A 16,987-nucleotide genomic window follows, 5' to 3' on the forward strand; every position below is an offset into this window, starting at 1 on the left:
CCAATTAGTTTACCAGCTGGTGGCCGGCGATTTTTGTAAGGTGCAATAATCACCCCTAATGGCGCATTCTATTCTATAATTAAGTCAAACCTCATGGACGCTGCTGACGAGCACGTATCAGCTGTGACATGATTATTGGGGAGGGGAACAGTATGAATTATCGCAACTTGCTCGTATTACCACTCGCCGTCTTATTGGTCGGCTGTTCATCACAGACACAAACACATCAGGACGCCAAGGCAACTAGTCAGACGACAACGACTGCCAAGGCCACGGTCAGCAGCGCCAAGAAGAAGGCTTCGACCACCAGCAGTACTAGTAGCCAGCGTCACACTACGATGAGTCGGTCATCTAAAGTAGCAAGTGAGCGGGCCACCAGTGTTTCCAACAAGTCGGTCACCCAGTCGACGGCCACCACCCGGCTAGCGGCACTTAATCAACAGTTGACTAAGGTGTTGGGGCAACAAGCACTTGTCCCACAAGTTGATGGGTTAACCAGTGGCAGTTCGAAGTTAAACATGCGTTATTCAGGTGCCGCGGCTAATTACACTGTCCGGTATAGTGTGGGACAGCAAGCACGGCCATTCAACGCGGCGGCTGTGGCGGATGAAACGGCCTATGCGACCGTCACCAAGACGACTTATACGACAACGGATGCCGCGGCCAAGCAAGTGGGTTATCGGGATAATAAATCCGCAGCGGGGCTCCCGACTGTCGATCTCGGTCATCAAATCACCGCGCATATCGACGCGGGTGCCGGTCAGCGATATATCATGTGGAACGAGGGCCGCTGGTCGTTGACCGTGCATGCCAACATGATGAACGAAGACGCGGGCGTCGCGTTGGCGAAACAGGCTGTCGCTACCTTCGAACAAGTCTATTTACCAGCACCACAATCGGTCGGCGATATCAGTTTTGACGCGGTCTCGTCAGGTTCTGGGCAGCTAGATCAAGTTATCCAATGGCAAGCTGGTAAAGTGGTCTATCAAGTCAAGGCTCAGGAGATGGCAACGGCAATCAAAATGGCTGCCAGCATGCAATAATGATAACGCGTCGGTCGATAACTAGGTTCGCCGCCCGTTAAATTGAGTCAGTTAGCCGACAAACAAAAGTAGCAGTGTCATCAGCCAGAACCGGCTAATACACTGCTACTTTTTTGATTTTAACGGGTGGTGTCCATGTATGCCTACCAGCTATCCCGGTCTCATCAGTGTGACCGATGACGAGCGGCGGCTACTGATCAGTCGGGGGCTGACGCAGCTGTTTTTCAATTGGTTGCGTCGCTTTTAAAATCAGCGCTTGGTCACTCAGCGGGATGATGCGGTGGTGGGTGAGCACGGCGGAATCGGTTAATGCTTGGTAAACGGCCGCTGCGACGACCCAACAAGTATCGGTGTCGTAGTCACGCGCATGTAGTAAATCGTAACCGTCGCTCGTATCTAGATAGACTTGAAAACCGATACCTAATCGGGCCTGTAATCGTTTCGCATAGCGTTGATAAAGCGCGCGATTGGCCTCGGGGTCGGGGGTCGGACCAATAATCCGTTCACCGAGTTGTAAGTTCGGCACTAAGCGCACTTGCATGTCAGCGCCTCCTTTGCGTTGAAAATTATAATCCTATTTTAGTCTAATCCATTCATGAAATAAAGGCACTAATCACCTGAACTGCGGTTGATTAGTGCCTTTATGCGCATATAGTTAAGCAACTAGGCGTAATAATAGCCACCCGGCAACCCCGATTAAGAGGGCGTAACCCAGACCTGGTAGTAGTGTTTTACGTAAGATGGCGCCTTCCTGACCACTCAGGCCGACGACTGAGCTAACGGCAACGATATTATGGACACAAACCATGTTACCGGCCGCTGCCCCGACGAGTTGGGCTGCCAAGATAATCGTGGGCTTCAAACTCGCATTGACCGCAATATCAGCTTGGATTTGCGCAAAAGTCAGCGTCGAGACCGTGGTACTACCAGTTACGAACGCCCCTAATTGGCCGAGAAACGGTGCCATGATTACCCAGACACCAGCTAGATAGGTCGCGATGAACTTGGCGATATACATTGGCATGCTGGGAAGGTTGGCCTGATTGAGGCCAGAATTAGTGAAGACTTGAACCATGATCAAGGTAACGCCGAGGGCAATGGCGGTGTTACCCATTGAACGGATGACCGAATGGGCAGTCGGTAATAAGGGTTTCAATGAACGGACTTGTACGAGTAACCCAATGATGGCCGCCACCGCCAAGATCGTCCCCGGTGAGTAGAGGAGCTCCCAATCAGAGTTGATCTGACTATAACCCAGAATGTGGGACCACGATAAGTTAGCATAACGAGTCAAAACATGCTTGATCGGTGTCACGACCCGACTAGCGAGTAATAGTACAACGACCAGTAGGTAAGGGAACCAGGCAGTCACCAGGTTCACCGAACTAGATGTAGCCGTCTGAGTTACCGGGCCATTGGTTCGCCACGGCGTTGTCTGACTCGACTTTGGTAACAACCAGTGCCATCGGATCGTGATGATGGCAATGATCAGTGTTCCCAGCGGCGCAATAATCGAGACGAATTCATAACCTATCAGCCAAGCACTGAGGAGTGCCAGTAGGCTGTATACGAAACCGATCACTAACGCCCAGGGTAAGACGGCTAGCCAGTTTTTCAAGCGGTGCGTCTTAGGACCGAACCACATGATGAGAATTAAAATGAGCACCGCTGGCATTAGCGCACCAACGAATAGATCGAGTTGCGTGATGCGCAGACCAATCAAGTTCAAGACGGATGCTTTTTCAGTCACATTACTCAGTCCCACGGTCAATGGTGTCCCGACGGCGCCGAACGCTGCGGGGGTCGAGTCAGCCACTAAGGCCAAGATAACGGCCGCCATGGGTGAAAAGCCGAGTGCAATTAGTAATGGTGCAGTGACCATTGCTGGGGTCCCGAAGCCTGAGACACCTTCGATCAAGCCCCCGAACAGGAAGGCGACCAAAACGGTTTGTAGCCGCATGTCGGCAGACAAACTTTGAAAACCCTGGTTGATCCGGTCGATTGCTCCGGTGGCGCGCAAACAGTTGAGCATGAGTAAGGCGCCAAATAAGATCCATAAGATGGGCAGGGCTTTATGAATCGCCTGCAGAATTGAGGCGGTCAGAACTGTTGGACTAATCTGCCAGAAGAAATAGCCAGTAATAATCACTACCAGAGCGCTAATGGTCATTCCACGGGTCGCCGATAAATTCAGGCCCCCGAGAAGAATCAGTGGCAGGATAATTGCCGCACTTGCAATAAAAATCATAGTCGTAACGCCTCCTTAGATGGTGTCTAATCGTTTGACTGCGCCCGTTTGAAATAATACTGGCCATAGAGCGTGACCAGCGTAACAATCAGGGAAATCGCCGTTAAGGGCCAAACCATCCCTACTAGATAAGTGTTCTTCAAAGCAGTTGAAGCTGGATTGAAGAAATTGAGCAAGTTTAATTGCCGAAAACTGCTAACAATTACTAAGAGGCCGAAGAAACAGAGTTGACAAAGTAGGCCCCCATAAGTGGAAAAGCGATATTTATGAATAATTGCGAGATCGGGATCATCAACCTCAGTGGCATAAACGCTAGTATTGATGGCTGGGTTTTCAAAACCGACGTACAACGAGATCAGAAGCAGCCCGGCGACGTATAAAACGGGTTGGGCCATCGCAACTAATAAGTGGCCAATGATCAAACCACCGCGCGCGATGGTTGTCGCACGATGTAAGTCATGTCGACCTAGTAACAAATACAGTGGGCGGCCGGTCTCAAAGCCCAACAAATAGATAGCAAAGACTAGGTACATCCCCATTTTTCCAAAGACAAAGACACCAAAGAAACTATTAAACAGTAGGACAAAACTCAGTAAAAAGCCCCGATCAACAATCCGTAGTTTGTTAGCCGGCATAGCTTGCCAATCAGCAGCTAGCTCTAGATTGAGTAGAATAATGGCCACGACGATGATTCCCAATACGGCTGGTAGCGCGATTTGCAAGCTCGCCTTACGCAGCAACGTCAGTAACCCAATCGCAGCAAAGAAGACGATAAAAACCACCACGCGCCACGGCTTGATCGGGCGTGCCTGGGCCATTTCATGTTGATCATAAAACGCGAGTGAAAATTGACTCAGCAAACGGCCAGCAGGCAAGGCAATGATAAATAGTAGTGCCAGCAGGATAAAGGCCAGTCGGTAACCCCAATTCAATGCAAAATCTAGGACAAAGAGAATGCCGAGAACTAAGAAAATTAACCAGTAAAATTTCTTTAATTTAAAGTCCGTCTGCGCGGACAAGTGCAGCTTGATCGTCAAGTAATAGGGCCAGATGTTGGCGGATGTATACCCTAAGCATAGGGCCCCGACCAGCACAGCCACAATGTTAGCCGTCAAGCTGAACAACAAGCTACCGAATGCCCCCAGCCAGAGGCAAATGAGCAAATAACTACTAGCCTTGAGGTTCAGGTGCTTAGTCCAGAAGACACTTGCCGCCCGGGCCACATAGAAGACCACGATCGCAGCTAAGTAATTCGCGTTGTGGGTCTGCTGATACTTAAAGAGAATTAGAACGTAGGGTAGGACGATCCCGACGTTCGCCAAGAAGTTAAGCGTCGCGACGGAGAAGTCTAACCCAGAGTTTCGTAAACGAGTCAAAGATAATCACAACCATTTCGTTAGTTTTTCTAGGCCTAGTATACCAATTAATGCGCATAAATGGTGCTAAAAGGTATGTTTAGGCACTTTTACCTGTAAATTGAGCGCCGGGATATGTAGATATATTTAAACTAATCGTATAATCTTACTTTAACTAAACAAATAAAAAAAAACAATTCTTACCAGGAACGTCACACTTCTTTCATATTTATTCACAAAAAACATAAAATTCTTATTTATCATTATCCACATAATTTAAATAATGAATGGGGTCATGTAGATATGATTTATGCACAAATATTAGCCGGCGGTAAAGGAACTCGCATGGGCAATGTTCCGATGCCAAAGCAATTCTTACTGCTTGCCGACAAACCAATCTTAATCCATACTATTGAAAAATTTACGCTTGAAAGTCGCTTTGACGCCATTTTAGTCGTCTGTCCAGCCGATTGGGTCAGCCATACTGAAGATATCATCAAAAAGTACATCACCGATGAGCGTGTTCACGTTGTCATTGGTGGGGCCGACCGTAACGAAACACTAATGAGTGGAATCAACTATATCCAAGATCATTACGGTATTCAGGACGATGATGTTGTTGTGACTCATGACGCAGTTCGGCCGTTCATTACACAACGTATCATTAATGACAATATCGTCGCCGTTTTAGAGAACAAAGCAGTCGATACCGTCGTCCCAGCAATCGATACAATTGTCCGCGGTACTAATGATCAAGTAACTGATATTCCGGTTCGTTCCGAAATGTATCAGGGTCAAACACCTCAGAGTTTTCACATCAAAACGTTGATCGACTCATATAACGCACTTAGTTCCGAACAAAAGGCATCACTGTCTGATTCGTGCAAAATCTGCTCGCTGGCTGGTCAAAAGGTTAGTTTAGTACGTGGTGAAAATTATAATTTTAAAATCACAACGCCGTTTGACTTACGCGTTGCATCAGCATTAGTAGAAAAGAGGTCATAAGATGTTAAATCAAGTTTATCGCTTAGTGAGTCCCCGTCAATTTGAAGTTGAAACCGTCGCCGAAGAGGTAGACGCCGATGATTTGATCGTGCGACCAAAGTTCTTATCGATTTGCCATGCTGACACGCGTTATTTCTTTGGTCAACGCTCCCAAGCCGCATTACGTGCTAAGCTACCCATGGCACTGATCCATGAAGCTGTGGGTGAGGTTGTTTATGATCCTCAACATGAGTATAGGCCTGGGACGCTCGTCGCAATGGTCCCTAATACGCCCGTTCAGAAGGATTCAATTATTCAGGAGAACTATTTACCTTCTTCAAAATTCCGTTCAAGTGGCTACGACGGCTTTATGCAAGAATACGTTTGTTTACGACGCGACCGCGCAATCAGCGTGCCAAGCGACTTCGATCCACACATGGCCGCATTCATTGAGATGGTCTCGGTCGGCGTTCAAGCATTAACCAAGCTTGAAAGTGCCATGGATGAGGACCAACGGGTTATCGGTATTTGGGGTGATGGTAACTTGGGCTATATTACAGCGACCCTGGTTAAACAAATTTTCCCAGACAGTCAGTTGCTGGTATTCGGTCGGCATCAATCCAAGTTAGATTATTTCTCATTTGCAGACAAAACTTACCTGGTCGATGACATTCCAGCCGATGTCAAGGTCAGTCAGGCCTTAGAATGTACCGGCGGCCAGGGCAGTGAAGCAGCGATTCAACAAATTATCCAGCATATTCAACCGATGGGAACTGCCATTCTAATGGGCGTCTCTGAAAACCCAGTCGGTATCGACACCCGGTCTGTCCTTGCAGAAGGATTGACGTTACGAGGCGTCAGTCGCAGCAGCCGTGAAGATTTTAAATGTGCCGTTGATATTTTATCCTCCAGTCCAGTCACTCGCGAACGGTTGCAAAATTTAGTTGGCTACGTTCAAAAAGTGGGTTCCATTCAAGACATTACCAACTTCTTTGATAGTGCACTTACTAATTATTGGGGCAAGGAGGTGATGGAATGGGACGTCTAAAGACGGTAAAGCTCGTGTTACTACACACGAGCTTTAATTTATTCTATCAATTTTTTTATAAAGTGTTTGGCCCGAAGAAGGGACGGATCACACTTGCCACGATGCGCAGCGGTCAATTAAACGACAATTTGGCAGCTCTTGAGCAGGGCCTAAAAACTGCCAACGTTAAACCGGTTACTGTGTTTTGCTATCATTATGACCGCACCCTGGTTGGAAAAGTGGGCTTCTTGCTCGCCTCCATTAAAGCGCTATACGTGATTGCCAGGGCTGACGTCTTTGTGATCGATGATTACTTTTTTCCACTTTACGCAATTCACAAACATGATGATAATCAAGTGGTACAATTATGGCATGCCATTGGTTCATTGAAAAAGTTTGGCCTCAGCTTACCGAATGCTGATCAGAGCGTCATGAAGCCGCACACAAATTATGATTGGGTCTTGATCAATGCAAAGTCTGATCAGCCTGCTTATCTAGATGCCATGGCTATCAATCAAGATCACGTCATTGCCACTGGATCGCCAATGGTCGACTCGTTGCTTAATCGACAACCACAACAACCGCGGCTCGCCGCCCGTCGTATTCTATACTCACCGACTTATCGGCAAGGTGTCCAGGGTAAGCAGCAAGTCATGGGATATGTCAACAACATGATTGCGGCCTGTCAGCAGCTGACCGGTCCATGGGAACTGTACATTTCGCTGCATCCGTACTTAAAACTGTCAGCGATGACGCTACCATCCAACGTGCATATCTTCCAAGATGCTGAGCGGGTTAAGACGCTGATGCCAACGATTGATTTATTTATAACCGATTATTCGTCATTATCATTGACGTTTAGTTATTTTGAACGACCAATCATTCTGTATACGCCTGATTATGATGATTATATGCAAACATCCGGATTCTATGTCGATTACTATCAATATTTGCAAGCACCGCACTTCAGCAAAGCGGCGCGAGTTGTCGATTTTATTAATCAGGAAGTTGATCATATGGATCTATCTTATGTACATGAATTAAAGCAAAAGACATTTCCACATCAAGATGGGCATAATACCGAACGGGTCGTTCAATTTGTTGAAAAATTAGCAGGGGGAGAACATTAGATGATACAACGACTAAAACGAATCGCACGTCGCATCGTATACGGACGGAATCAACCGCAATACACTCGTAATCGTGAACTGGTTGAGGACGCACAAACGACCAAGGAAGACGTTGATTTTCTAAATACATTGCGAATTGAGAAAGATGCCGAATCATTGATCAAACGTCAAGTGACTAAGCTGGAATTCAACAGTTCTTACTTAGTGATTGAGGGAATGGCGTGGTTTGAAAAGTATCCCGAACAAGATACTGAACGAATTATTAAAAGCTTAATTTTGACTAGCAAGACGAATGAAGAATTAGAAATTCCGTTGATCAACGTTCGTGGTCAAAACGCTGATTTTCCATATGCCGGGTATCATGGTGACATCAACTTTTCGACACTCAGTGAGGGTAAACCGTTAACGCCAGGCACTTATGAAATCAAGATACAATTAAAACAGTATCTAGGTAATGGTTGGATTATCAGACGAACCTCCATTGGTCAAGTGGTGGAAACACAGCAAGACTTAAATTATACGACTAAAATGACAAGCTATTCAGCGAAAAGCAATAAGTCATACAGTCTAATTTTTCGGTATAATTTAGCCGCCCAAGCCTTAAAGGTCACTTCATATAAACTGAGTGATGTCAACCCGCTTGAAAATGAGTTTACTGAAGATGTCGGGTTAGATAGTGTAGCGATGCGTGCCATTAAACGCCGGGCGCTAAAACTCTGGTATCGGTGGTACTGCCTTCAACCGATTCATAAGAAACAAATTTCATTTGTTTCCGATAGTCGGGTGACGATCTCCGGTAATTTCGAGTTTATCTACCAGGAATTAAAACGTCGCAATACTGATTTTAAGATTTCATTCTATTTGAAGCCAAGTATTAAAACCAAAAAATCCTGGAAAGAGGTTCGAACGTTGGCTAAAGCGTTGGCTACTAGTCGCTATGTGATTTTAGATGACTTTTACCCACTAGTTTACCCATTGCATATCCGGGAAAATGCGGATTTGATTCAGGTATGGCATGCGGTCGGTGCCTTTAAAACATTTGGTTACAGCCGGTTGGGGATGCCTGGTGGTCCTAAGGTTCAATCGTTAAATCATCGCAATTACACCAAAGCCTTGGTTTCTTCGCATAACATCGCGGATAAATACGCGGAAGGATTTGGAATTGCGCCGGATAAGATTCAGCCGCTAGGAATTCCGCGGACGGATATCTTTTTCGATGAGCCCAAGAAACAGGCAATCCGGGAACGGCTCGCGCAAGATTTGCCATTCATCAAGGGCAAAAAAGTCATTCTCTTTGCCCCAACATTTCGTGGCAATGGTCAGCAATCAGCATACTATCCCTTTGAAATGTTGAATTTTAGAGCAATCTACGAAGCGTTACACGAAGATTACGTCTTTTTACTGAAGATTCATCCGTTTGTGCAAAACAAACCAACGTTACCATATGAATATTCGGACTTCTATTATGATGTTTCTGATTATCGTGAGATCAACGATTTATTACTCGTTGCTGACCAATTAATCACTGACTACTCATCAGTTTGTTTCGAATACGCACTACTGAACCAGCCAATGATTTTCTTTGCGCCGGACTTAGCGGATTACATGCAATCCCGGAGCTTTTACTTCAACTACTTTGATTTTATTCCCGGTAGTTTAGCGGAAAACACGGGTGAGTTGATCAGCCAGCTGCAACATCCCCAAGTTGACCAAGCTAAATTGGACGGCTTTGTGAACTTCTTCTTTGATGATTTAGATGGCAAGTCGACAGCCCGTTTTGTGGACGCACTTGAAAATGACTTCGAGGATCCGAACGCAGCTGAGTTAGAAAATAACGACGGTCTCGCCATTAGTGAAGATGGGAAGATTATCCCTGATTGGGGTAAAAAGGCTAAATAATATGTTAGAATAAAACAGTCAGTCACATTGTCAGCGTATTTACCGCGTTGATCGTGTGACCGACTGTTTTTGCTAGGAATCTATAGGAGGAATTGATCATGTCACAAATTACGACACGGCGGCTCACCACTGCTGACGTGAACAAACTACAACAAATCAGTATTGAAACCTTTAAGGACACGTTTGGTGCACAAAACACCTCTGAAAATATGGCCGCATACTTACAAGATGCATATAACTTGCCCAAGTTAACCCATGAATTAGCGGAACCCGAATCACAATTTTATTTTGTTGAACGAGCCGGTGAGTCATTAGGATACTTGAAATTAAACACCGGTGCGGCACAATCAGAAGCAATGGGCTCAGACACTTTAGAAGTTGAACGGATCTATATCCGAAAAGCATTCCAACACCAAGGGCTCGGCAATCAATTTATGCAACAAGCGATTCAAATTGCGAAAGCTAATCATAAGCAGAAAATCTGGCTTGGCGTTTGGGAACATAACGAACCCGCGAAGGGCTTCTATGCGAAGTGGGGCTTTGAACAATTCAGTGCTCACGATTTTGTGATGGGTGATGATCGCCAAACCGATTTGCTCATGATCAAGTCACTGACCCAAGACTAAGGGCAGTAAGTGCTTTTGAGTGAACTGCTTTTACAAGTTTAGAATTAGTCGCTGTCTGTGGCGACCAGCAGCTTACAAATTTATTTACCCCTTGTTTTTTACGGGCAAGGGGCTTATACTGATAATCAATCGCACACGATTGAAAGGAGCATCCGCATGACACCAGAAATTGACCTTGCTAATCAACTTTGTTTTAGCATATACAATGCCAATCGGTTATTTAACAAATTTTATGTCGAAGCGTTAACACCATTCAAACTGACTTACGCACAGTATCTCGTACTGATGGCATTGTGGGAACATGACGACCAGTCATTACACGAGTTAGGTCAGGTTCTGCGCTTAAGCAGCAACACCTTGACACCGCTTTTGCGACGCATGGAAGACGCAGGGTGGTTGCAGCGCGAGCGACCAGCAACGGATCGGCGCCAGTTACTCATTCATCTCACGACGCAGGGTAAGCAACAACAAGCACCAATCGAAGCCGCGATTGAAACTTGTATCAGTCGCTACCACCTGACTGTCGATGAATATCAACAAGCACTGGCCCTGAACCAGAAGATTATTACCGCATTATCACAGGATTTGGCCTAAACGGGCCTTTTTATTGACCATTTCAGTCGTGTGCGATTGAAATATAATTTTAGGAGGAATCTCTAATGGCAGATTATGACACAATTTTTATCGGTAGCGGGCACGCAACGTGGCATGCGGCAGTAGCCCTAGCACATGCGCAACATAAGGTAGCAATCATTGAAGAAGATACCATCGCCGGAACGTGCACTAACTTTGGCTGTGATGCTAAGATTCTGTTAGACGGTCCCTTCGAGCTGACTGAACAACTCAAACAATATCAAGGGATTGGCATCAACACAACGCCCACCATCGATTGGTCACAGTTGATGGCCTATAAGCAACAAGTCATTCAACCTTTATCGGTACAAATGACGGCCGTCTTCAAACAATTGGGGATTACAATTATTACCGGTCATGGTGAGCTGACTGATACCCACACCGTTCAGGTAGCGGACAGCACGTATACAGCGGATACCATCGTTATCGGGACCGGACAACGACCAGTCAAGCTGGCGATTCCGGGTGCGGAGCTGATGCATGACAGTCGTGATTTTCTTGACCTACCAACCATGCCTAAACGGCTGACCTTAATTGGCGCCGGAATTATCTCGTTAGAATTTGCCAACATGGCCGTGTTACTAGGATCAGAAGTGCATATTATTGAGTTTGCCGATCGGGCACTACCCGCATTTTATTCAGAGCACGTTGAAAAAATGATTGCACATTTACAGGCAGCCGGGGTGCACTTCCACTTTGGTGAAGCCCTTAGCCAGGTAACTAAAAGCGCCACAGGATTATTGGCAACTACTGAGAACGGCCTGACCATTGAGAGTGATGACATCATTGCGGCCACTGGTCGGATTCCAAACATCGAATACTTAGGGTTAACAAAAGTTGGCGTTAAAACCGACCGACACGGCATTATCGTCGACGACCATTTGCGGACAAACATTCCAAACATTTACGCTAGTGGTGACGTCATCAGCAAAACTTTGCCGAAGCTAACCCCGACCGCGACCTTTGAGTCTAACTACATCGCTGGCCAACTGCTTGGAAGTACGGCTGCAATCGATTATCCGGTCATTCCATCAGTTGTCTTTACGTTGCCAAGAATCGCACAGGTCGGTATCCCTGTCGAGAACGCCAAGCTTGATACTGACCACTTTCACGTTCAAGCACTGCCATACGGTAAACTGTTAGCCTTTCAGTATCAAAACGAGGTCGATGCTGATCTACAACTGGTCTTTGACCAAGAGAATTACCTCGTCGGTGCCTCCATCTATGGTAATGGCGCGCCAGACTTGATTAATTTACTGACCATGATTATTAATGATCACGTCTCTGCCAACACGTTAAGTCAGAAGATTTTTGCCTTTCCAAGTGCTTCAGTGGGGATCATTGATATGTTGACGCCACTCTTACACCATGACTAGTCATTAAACCAACTAATTTAAAGATGCTGGGTAGGTTGCCGCCTACCCAGTATCTTTTTGTTATTCGAAATTAACTCACTGATTGTTTATGACTAGGACGCCTAATAATTTGGCGAGCAGGACAATGGCGCCACCAAGTGACCAAAGGAAGATACCCCAGCTTAGCCAGCTAGCTTGAACAAACAGGCTGATCAGAATAAACCAATTCATTCCAAATAGCCAACAGCCAAGCGTCCTTTTCAAAATTGTTGACCAAGTAAAGGGTGCCGCATACCGATTTAGTGGGATAATCGCGAGCAGTAGGGCCGGAATAAGCATACTTTCAAGCATCGCCAAATAGTGGTGCGAATCACTCGTATAAGCGATTGCTCCCAACAGACCATAATGACTCGGAATCATCGTTAACAGGGCTGCTTGTCCAATATAAACGATGATTGGTTGTCCAATCAACAATGTGAGTAGTCCCCAAGTTACTTTTTTCATCAGTCTCCGCCGTCCTTATTAGTTAATAACACTATCCTACCAATTTACATACGTTGCTAACTACCGAATAATTGTAAACTTCCCGTGAAAAAGACGTAAAGAATGGGCATGATTCGTTCACTATGTTTTCATAACATAAATAATAGGAATTTTAAAAAAGTATGCGTATAATACCTTCTTAATAAGTTTCTATGGGGGCGTTATGATGATAATAATCAGAGTCGCAATTATGATTTCAGTCGTTTTTTACTTGTATTTTATTATTAACTTATTACTGATCAATCATTATCGAGAACCTATACAAAGCTATGAAAAGGGGCCCACACCCTATGAGTTGTTTTTGGTCATTCCGGTGCTTAATGAAGAACACGTGATCTCGCGAACGATTACACAATTAACTGAATCTCTCGAACAGTTACCACCAACCATTCACGCCCAAATCATTGCCGTTGATGACGATTCGACAGATCACAGTCTGTTGTTATTAACACAGTCATCGTCGCGCTTCTTACAAATCTTACACCGCACGGGTAACCAGCGTGCTGGTAAGGGGGCCGTCCTCAACACTGCCGTCCAGTACATTCATAAGACATTGGCACTGAAGTCCAATCCGCAGCGAACGATCGTGGGGGTCCTGGATGCAGACGCGTTCATGAATACTGCCGATTTGACACGGGTACTGGCGCACTTCGAACAAGAACCACAGTTGGCCATGATCCAAACGAGTGTGAATATCTACAATCAGCCCAACTGGCTGACTAAGATGCAGAATTTTGAGTTCATGGGGGTTAATAATGCTACCCAACAGTTGCGCAATCGCCTTGGTCAGGGGATTGCGTCGGGAAATGGACAGTTCGTCCGGCTAGATTTAGCGTTACAGAATCCATGGGGGAATAGCTTACTCGAAGATCTCGAATTTACTTTGCGGACTTGGCTGTTAGGTGGTACCCGAACAGCTTTTGATCATACCTTAGTTGTTCAGCAAGAGGCCGTTGAACAACTACGCCCATTTTTTCGTCAACGGGTGCGCTGGTGTCAAGGCGCCGTACAATGCATGCGCTATTTACCAGCACTTTGGCGTTCGGGACGCCTGAACCATTTTCAAAAATTGGACACGACTTTTTGGATTCTGATGCCTATCAGTGGTTGTATCGTGCCACTGACCAGTCTGATCACGATAGTCGTGCTTGTGAGTCGCAGCTTGCAACATTGGCAAGTTGGGTGGCATCATTTGGCTATCGGAACATTACTAGTGATTGCCTTTTCAGCTTGTTTAGTATTAGCAGCGCTGTATCAGCGCAACTGTGCTGTCGTGAAACAACCCGTTGGCTTCTTGGATGCGCTCAAGCAGAGTTTAACCTTTCAAGCATTCCTATTGATTATTAGCCTGACACCATACGTCGCCATTTACCGGCAGTTGCGTGGTCAAACGGGGTGGGCTAAAACGCGCCATGGTGTCACGACCCCCGTTGCAAAATACCCAGATACTGGCTTGAAACGCTCATATTAAGATGAAGGTGCATGCCGATGAAGTGGTGCTATAAGATATTTCAAATTACCGTTCTCACGATTGCAGCTGCCTTGCTCGGGTGGATGATTATCGCCAACTGGCAGGTCAGTCGGCAATTACACCTCGCAATCAGCGCTTGGATAGCCGCTGGTTTGTTCGTATTGTTCATTGGTGCCACGATTGGCCTTGGCAGCTGGTGGTTGAGCCGCCATCAAACTAGCTGGTTAGTTGCAGCACTGATGGGGTTAACTCTCTTAAAATTCCCACTAGTTGCAGGGTTAAAAATCGATCCCACCTCAGATTTCTGGAATTACCATACGCTTGCCGCATTTAGTGCCCAAGGACTCACCTGGACCCAACTATTGCACCATGGCATCGTTGGTAATTACGTCGTTTTTCCACACGCCTTAAATATCGCGAACGGCTACAGCTTAGTCGCGGCTTTTGGCGGGGCCAATTTTTTTGTCAGCCAACTAATCAATATTGGGTGTACGTTAGTCGACATGATCTTAATTTACTGGCTGGTCGCACGGTGGCTCTCACGACAATTAGGTATCGCGGCTGCACTCATTTTTTACTGGATTCCAGCTTATTGGCTGTACGGCACGCTCTTAAATGGTGGTGAACCGTTCTTCTTCACCAGCGTTTTGCTCATGATGTATGCGCTGACACGGGCATTAGTTCCACTCGCGACGACCACAATCACAGACCGGCGACTATACCTAGCGCTGGCAATCGTGACGACTGTCGTAGCAAACATGCTAAGACCAATCATGGGCGTTTGGTTAATTGCACTGGGCTTGATGAGTCTATGTGTCCCGCTCAAATCTTACCACCGTTACCGCGCTCAAGCTCGGCAGATCCTCATATACGGTGGGGTCGTGTTAGGACTCATGTTCACAGCGACCAATCTCGACAGCTGGTTATATGGCTTTAAGGTTGCGCCAGCCCAAGTTGAAACTTTATACAGCCTGGCTACGGGGACAGATGTCAAAAGTCACGGGACCTATAGCCCGGCACTACAAGCTACCGTCAGCCACGAATTACGGGTGGCGCCCACGTTGACGCAAGCGTATCCACGCATTACCCGAACGATGGCGACAACCCTGAAGACTAATCTCAAACAGGTCAAGCCACAGTTAGGTCCCTTTGCTAATGAAAAAATGCAGGGGTTTATTCGTGAGGATTATGGTTATGATTGGAGCTTATATAACTTAAGCCACCATCCCGGTTTGCTCAACCGCCACTGGTTTCACTTGGCACCTATACTGATTACAAGTGCGACGATTTATTGGCAAGCAATGCTGGTAATTGCGTTGTTCAGCGTTTTAATGGGACTGGGACTGCTATGGCACCGGCACTATCTCAATCGCTATTTGCTGATGGGAGCGCTGTTACTAGATGGTTTCACCCTAAGTGCCTTACCATTGGAAGTACAGGGCCGCTATCATATTATCTTGTACTTACCAATCCTTATGTTGATGACTTGCGGGATCGCGGGGGCCAAGCTCTGGTGGCAGCGTCAAATTAAGCAGAATTGAGTGGCAGGGGCTATTTCAAGATCAATGCTCAAATGAATCGTTAGCGTTCGAAGCTCACTGAATGAAAATTAAACTGATGATATAAAAAAGATTATTGCTGACAGTAGTGACCGTTGCTTCAGTAATAATCTTTTTAGCATCTCGAAAAGGGGGGCCGGCGTAATGGCGTGGGTGAGCAAAGCCATTGCTATGAGGCGTCATGTCAATTCGTCAAGCTTCAGCCAAAACGGGTGTACCATTGAATTGGCCCAATTGATTGGGTAAAACTGGTGCTGAGGCGGTCTTAGAATGCGTTGAATGGAAGCGGCTTGAAAAATAGGGCGACCGGGTGCTATTTCTGGCCGGGTAGGGGCTGCCACAAAAAGTTGACATGAACACCAACGACCTATTTGAGCGTAATATCGGGTTGTGCGATGACATTGCGTTTTACGCAATTTTATTAGACGTGGTATTAAAAGAACCCATTACCCTGGTAAATTATTCACCGAACTTTTGATCTAGTGCATGGCCAACAAACCGATGAGGCCATGACGAATTACTGTTCGTAGTCTGCAATGATTGGTGACACTAAATCGAATGACACAATTAGCTTTAATAAATACGCTTAATTTTAGGATTAATGGTCTGAAAATTAATAAGTTGTCAATCCACAATTATGACTGAGCACGCATTATTGTTTAATTACCGCGATTATTAGTTAGAATAGTTGCCAAAAAGCAATTGCAAAGCTAGGCTGTACCGGCTCTTCATACAACCGCAGTACTCAAAGATGCCCGCTCACATTTATGGCATTCAGCACGCGACCTCTAATATAAATTACGATAAAATGACGTGACTGCCAACAAGACAAATTAGTATCACAGACGGATCTAACTTACACATCTTTAACATTTTTAGTTGAGTGCGTGACTGAATACCGTCATGATACGGCTTTGGGCGCTCCGTCCATGGCAAATCATGTCCTTTGAAACTTGATAAACAATGACGTTCTAAAAGCCGGTTTTAAATCTAAGGTACGCAGCAATCCAAGCGATTGACTAACAGTTATGCGCAGTATCATCATTAACACAGTCAAAAGCGATTTGATGATGAAATGGTTTCTGACTGTGCCTAGCTTATGAATCATAATCAT

Annotated in this window: 14 protein-coding genes; 10 read left to right on the forward strand and 4 right to left on the reverse strand. The window is 45.9% G+C overall.

Features of this window, described 5'->3' with window-relative positions; genetic code table 11:
• Positions 1-152: 152 nt before the first annotated feature.
• Positions 153-1,043, forward strand: coding sequence for a hypothetical protein (locus V7R88_RS06975; RefSeq protein ID WP_060599096.1), 891 nt, complete (start codon positions 153-155; stop codon positions 1,041-1,043).
• A 190-nt stretch (positions 1,044-1,233) separates the two neighbouring features.
• Here the strand turns inward: V7R88_RS06975 and V7R88_RS06980 are convergent, their stop codons facing one another.
• The 3 genes from V7R88_RS06980 to V7R88_RS06990 all read right to left on the reverse strand — a co-directional run bounded on the left by V7R88_RS06980 (position 1,234) and on the right by V7R88_RS06990 (position 4,667).
• Positions 1,234-1,584, reverse strand: a complete 351-nt coding sequence (locus V7R88_RS06980; RefSeq protein ID WP_054398379.1) for a hypothetical protein — start codon at positions 1,582-1,584, stop codon at positions 1,234-1,236.
• A gap of 114 nt (positions 1,585-1,698) precedes the next feature.
• Positions 1,699-3,291: an L-lactate permease gene (locus V7R88_RS06985; RefSeq protein ID WP_057717186.1), complete on the reverse strand. Its 1,593-nt coding sequence runs from the start codon at positions 3,289-3,291 to the stop codon at positions 1,699-1,701.
• Positions 3,292-3,317: 26 nt separating this feature from the next.
• The gene (locus V7R88_RS06990) at positions 3,318-4,667 is read right to left on the reverse strand and encodes a hypothetical protein (RefSeq protein WP_054398384.1); all 1,350 of its coding nucleotides are present in this window, start codon (positions 4,665-4,667) and stop codon (positions 3,318-3,320) included.
• Between the two features lie 282 nt (positions 4,668-4,949).
• Here V7R88_RS06990 and V7R88_RS06995 point away from each other — a divergent pair, with 282 nt between their 5' ends.
• From V7R88_RS06995 to V7R88_RS07025, 7 genes are all read left to right on the forward strand, one after another.
• Positions 4,950-5,651: an IspD/TarI family cytidylyltransferase gene (locus V7R88_RS06995; RefSeq protein WP_054398385.1), complete on the forward strand. Its 702-nt coding sequence runs from the start codon at positions 4,950-4,952 to the stop codon at positions 5,649-5,651.
• Between the two features lies 1 nt (position 5,652).
• Positions 5,653-6,678, forward strand: coding sequence for a ribitol-5-phosphate dehydrogenase (locus V7R88_RS07000; protein ID WP_057717185.1), 1,026 nt, complete (start codon positions 5,653-5,655; stop codon positions 6,676-6,678).
• On the forward strand, positions 6,666-7,787 hold the full coding sequence (locus V7R88_RS07005; RefSeq protein WP_057717184.1) for a CDP-glycerol glycerophosphotransferase family protein: 1,122 nt from the start codon (positions 6,666-6,668) through the stop codon (positions 7,785-7,787). Before V7R88_RS07000 ends, V7R88_RS07005 begins: the two co-directional genes overlap by 13 nt.
• Positions 7,788-9,686: a CDP-glycerol glycerophosphotransferase family protein gene (locus V7R88_RS07010; RefSeq protein WP_060599097.1), complete on the forward strand. Its 1,899-nt coding sequence runs from the start codon at positions 7,788-7,790 to the stop codon at positions 9,684-9,686.
• Positions 9,687-9,784: 98 nt separating this feature from the next.
• Entirely contained in the window at positions 9,785-10,312 is a 528-nt protein-coding gene (locus V7R88_RS07015) for a GNAT family N-acetyltransferase (protein ID WP_057717182.1), read from the forward strand.
• A gap of 156 nt (positions 10,313-10,468) precedes the next feature.
• Positions 10,469-10,906, forward strand: a complete 438-nt coding sequence (locus tag V7R88_RS07020) for a MarR family winged helix-turn-helix transcriptional regulator (RefSeq protein WP_054398395.1) — start codon at positions 10,469-10,471, stop codon at positions 10,904-10,906.
• Positions 10,907-10,971: 65 nt separating this feature from the next.
• Positions 10,972-12,321 (forward strand): dihydrolipoyl dehydrogenase family protein, encoded by a 1,350-nt coding sequence (locus V7R88_RS07025; protein ID WP_057717181.1) that lies wholly within the window; start codon positions 10,972-10,974, stop codon positions 12,319-12,321.
• Positions 12,322-12,396: 75 nt separating this feature from the next.
• Here the strand turns inward: V7R88_RS07025 and V7R88_RS07030 are convergent, their stop codons facing one another.
• The gene (locus tag V7R88_RS07030) at positions 12,397-12,804 is read right to left on the reverse strand and encodes a hypothetical protein (RefSeq protein ID WP_057717180.1); all 408 of its coding nucleotides are present in this window, start codon (positions 12,802-12,804) and stop codon (positions 12,397-12,399) included.
• 202 nt (positions 12,805-13,006) lie between these two features.
• Between V7R88_RS07030 and V7R88_RS07035 the strand changes: the two genes are divergently transcribed.
• Both V7R88_RS07035 and V7R88_RS07040 read left to right on the forward strand, forming a co-directional pair.
• On the forward strand, positions 13,007-14,314 hold the full coding sequence (locus V7R88_RS07035) for a glycosyltransferase family 2 protein (protein ID WP_054398400.1): 1,308 nt from the start codon (positions 13,007-13,009) through the stop codon (positions 14,312-14,314).
• 11 nt (positions 14,315-14,325) lie between these two features.
• Complete coding sequence (locus V7R88_RS07040) at positions 14,326-15,855, forward strand: hypothetical protein (RefSeq protein ID WP_057717179.1); 1,530 nt, start codon at positions 14,326-14,328, stop codon at positions 15,853-15,855.
• The last annotated feature ends 1,132 nt before the right edge of the window (positions 15,856-16,987 follow it).

The sequence above is a fragment of the Lactiplantibacillus argentoratensis genome (assembly GCF_037290055.1).
Classification (GTDB): Bacteria; Bacillota; Bacilli; order Lactobacillales; family Lactobacillaceae; genus Lactiplantibacillus; species Lactiplantibacillus plantarum.

Bases quoted from the DNA above. Each gene is read 5' to 3' on its own strand.
- V7R88_RS06995 (WP_054398385.1), top strand. From the start codon at position 4,950: ATGATTTATGCACAAATATTAGCCGGCGGTAAAGGAACTCGCATGGGC.
- V7R88_RS07025 (WP_057717181.1), top strand. From the start codon at position 10,972: ATGGCAGATTATGACACAATTTTTATCGGTAGCGGGCACGCAACGTGG.
- V7R88_RS07035 (WP_054398400.1), top strand. From the start codon at position 13,007: ATGATGATAATAATCAGAGTCGCAATTATGATTTCAGTCGTTTTTTAC.
- V7R88_RS07015 (WP_057717182.1), top strand. From the start codon at position 9,785: ATGTCACAAATTACGACACGGCGGCTCACCACTGCTGACGTGAACAAA.
- V7R88_RS07020 (WP_054398395.1), top strand. From the start codon at position 10,469: ATGACACCAGAAATTGACCTTGCTAATCAACTTTGTTTTAGCATATAC.
- V7R88_RS07005 (WP_057717184.1), top strand. From the start codon at position 6,666: ATGGGACGTCTAAAGACGGTAAAGCTCGTGTTACTACACACGAGCTTT.
- V7R88_RS06980 (WP_054398379.1), bottom strand. From the start codon at position 1,584: ATGCAAGTGCGCTTAGTGCCGAACTTACAACTCGGTGAACGGATTATT.
- V7R88_RS07000 (WP_057717185.1), top strand. From the start codon at position 5,653: ATGTTAAATCAAGTTTATCGCTTAGTGAGTCCCCGTCAATTTGAAGTT.
- V7R88_RS06985 (WP_057717186.1), bottom strand. From the start codon at position 3,291: ATGATTTTTATTGCAAGTGCGGCAATTATCCTGCCACTGATTCTTCTC.
- V7R88_RS07030 (WP_057717180.1), bottom strand. From the start codon at position 12,804: ATGAAAAAAGTAACTTGGGGACTACTCACATTGTTGATTGGACAACCA.
- V7R88_RS06975 (WP_060599096.1), top strand. From the start codon at position 153: ATGAATTATCGCAACTTGCTCGTATTACCACTCGCCGTCTTATTGGTC.
- V7R88_RS07040 (WP_057717179.1), top strand. From the start codon at position 14,326: ATGCCGATGAAGTGGTGCTATAAGATATTTCAAATTACCGTTCTCACG.
- V7R88_RS07010 (WP_060599097.1), top strand. From the start codon at position 7,788: ATGATACAACGACTAAAACGAATCGCACGTCGCATCGTATACGGACGG.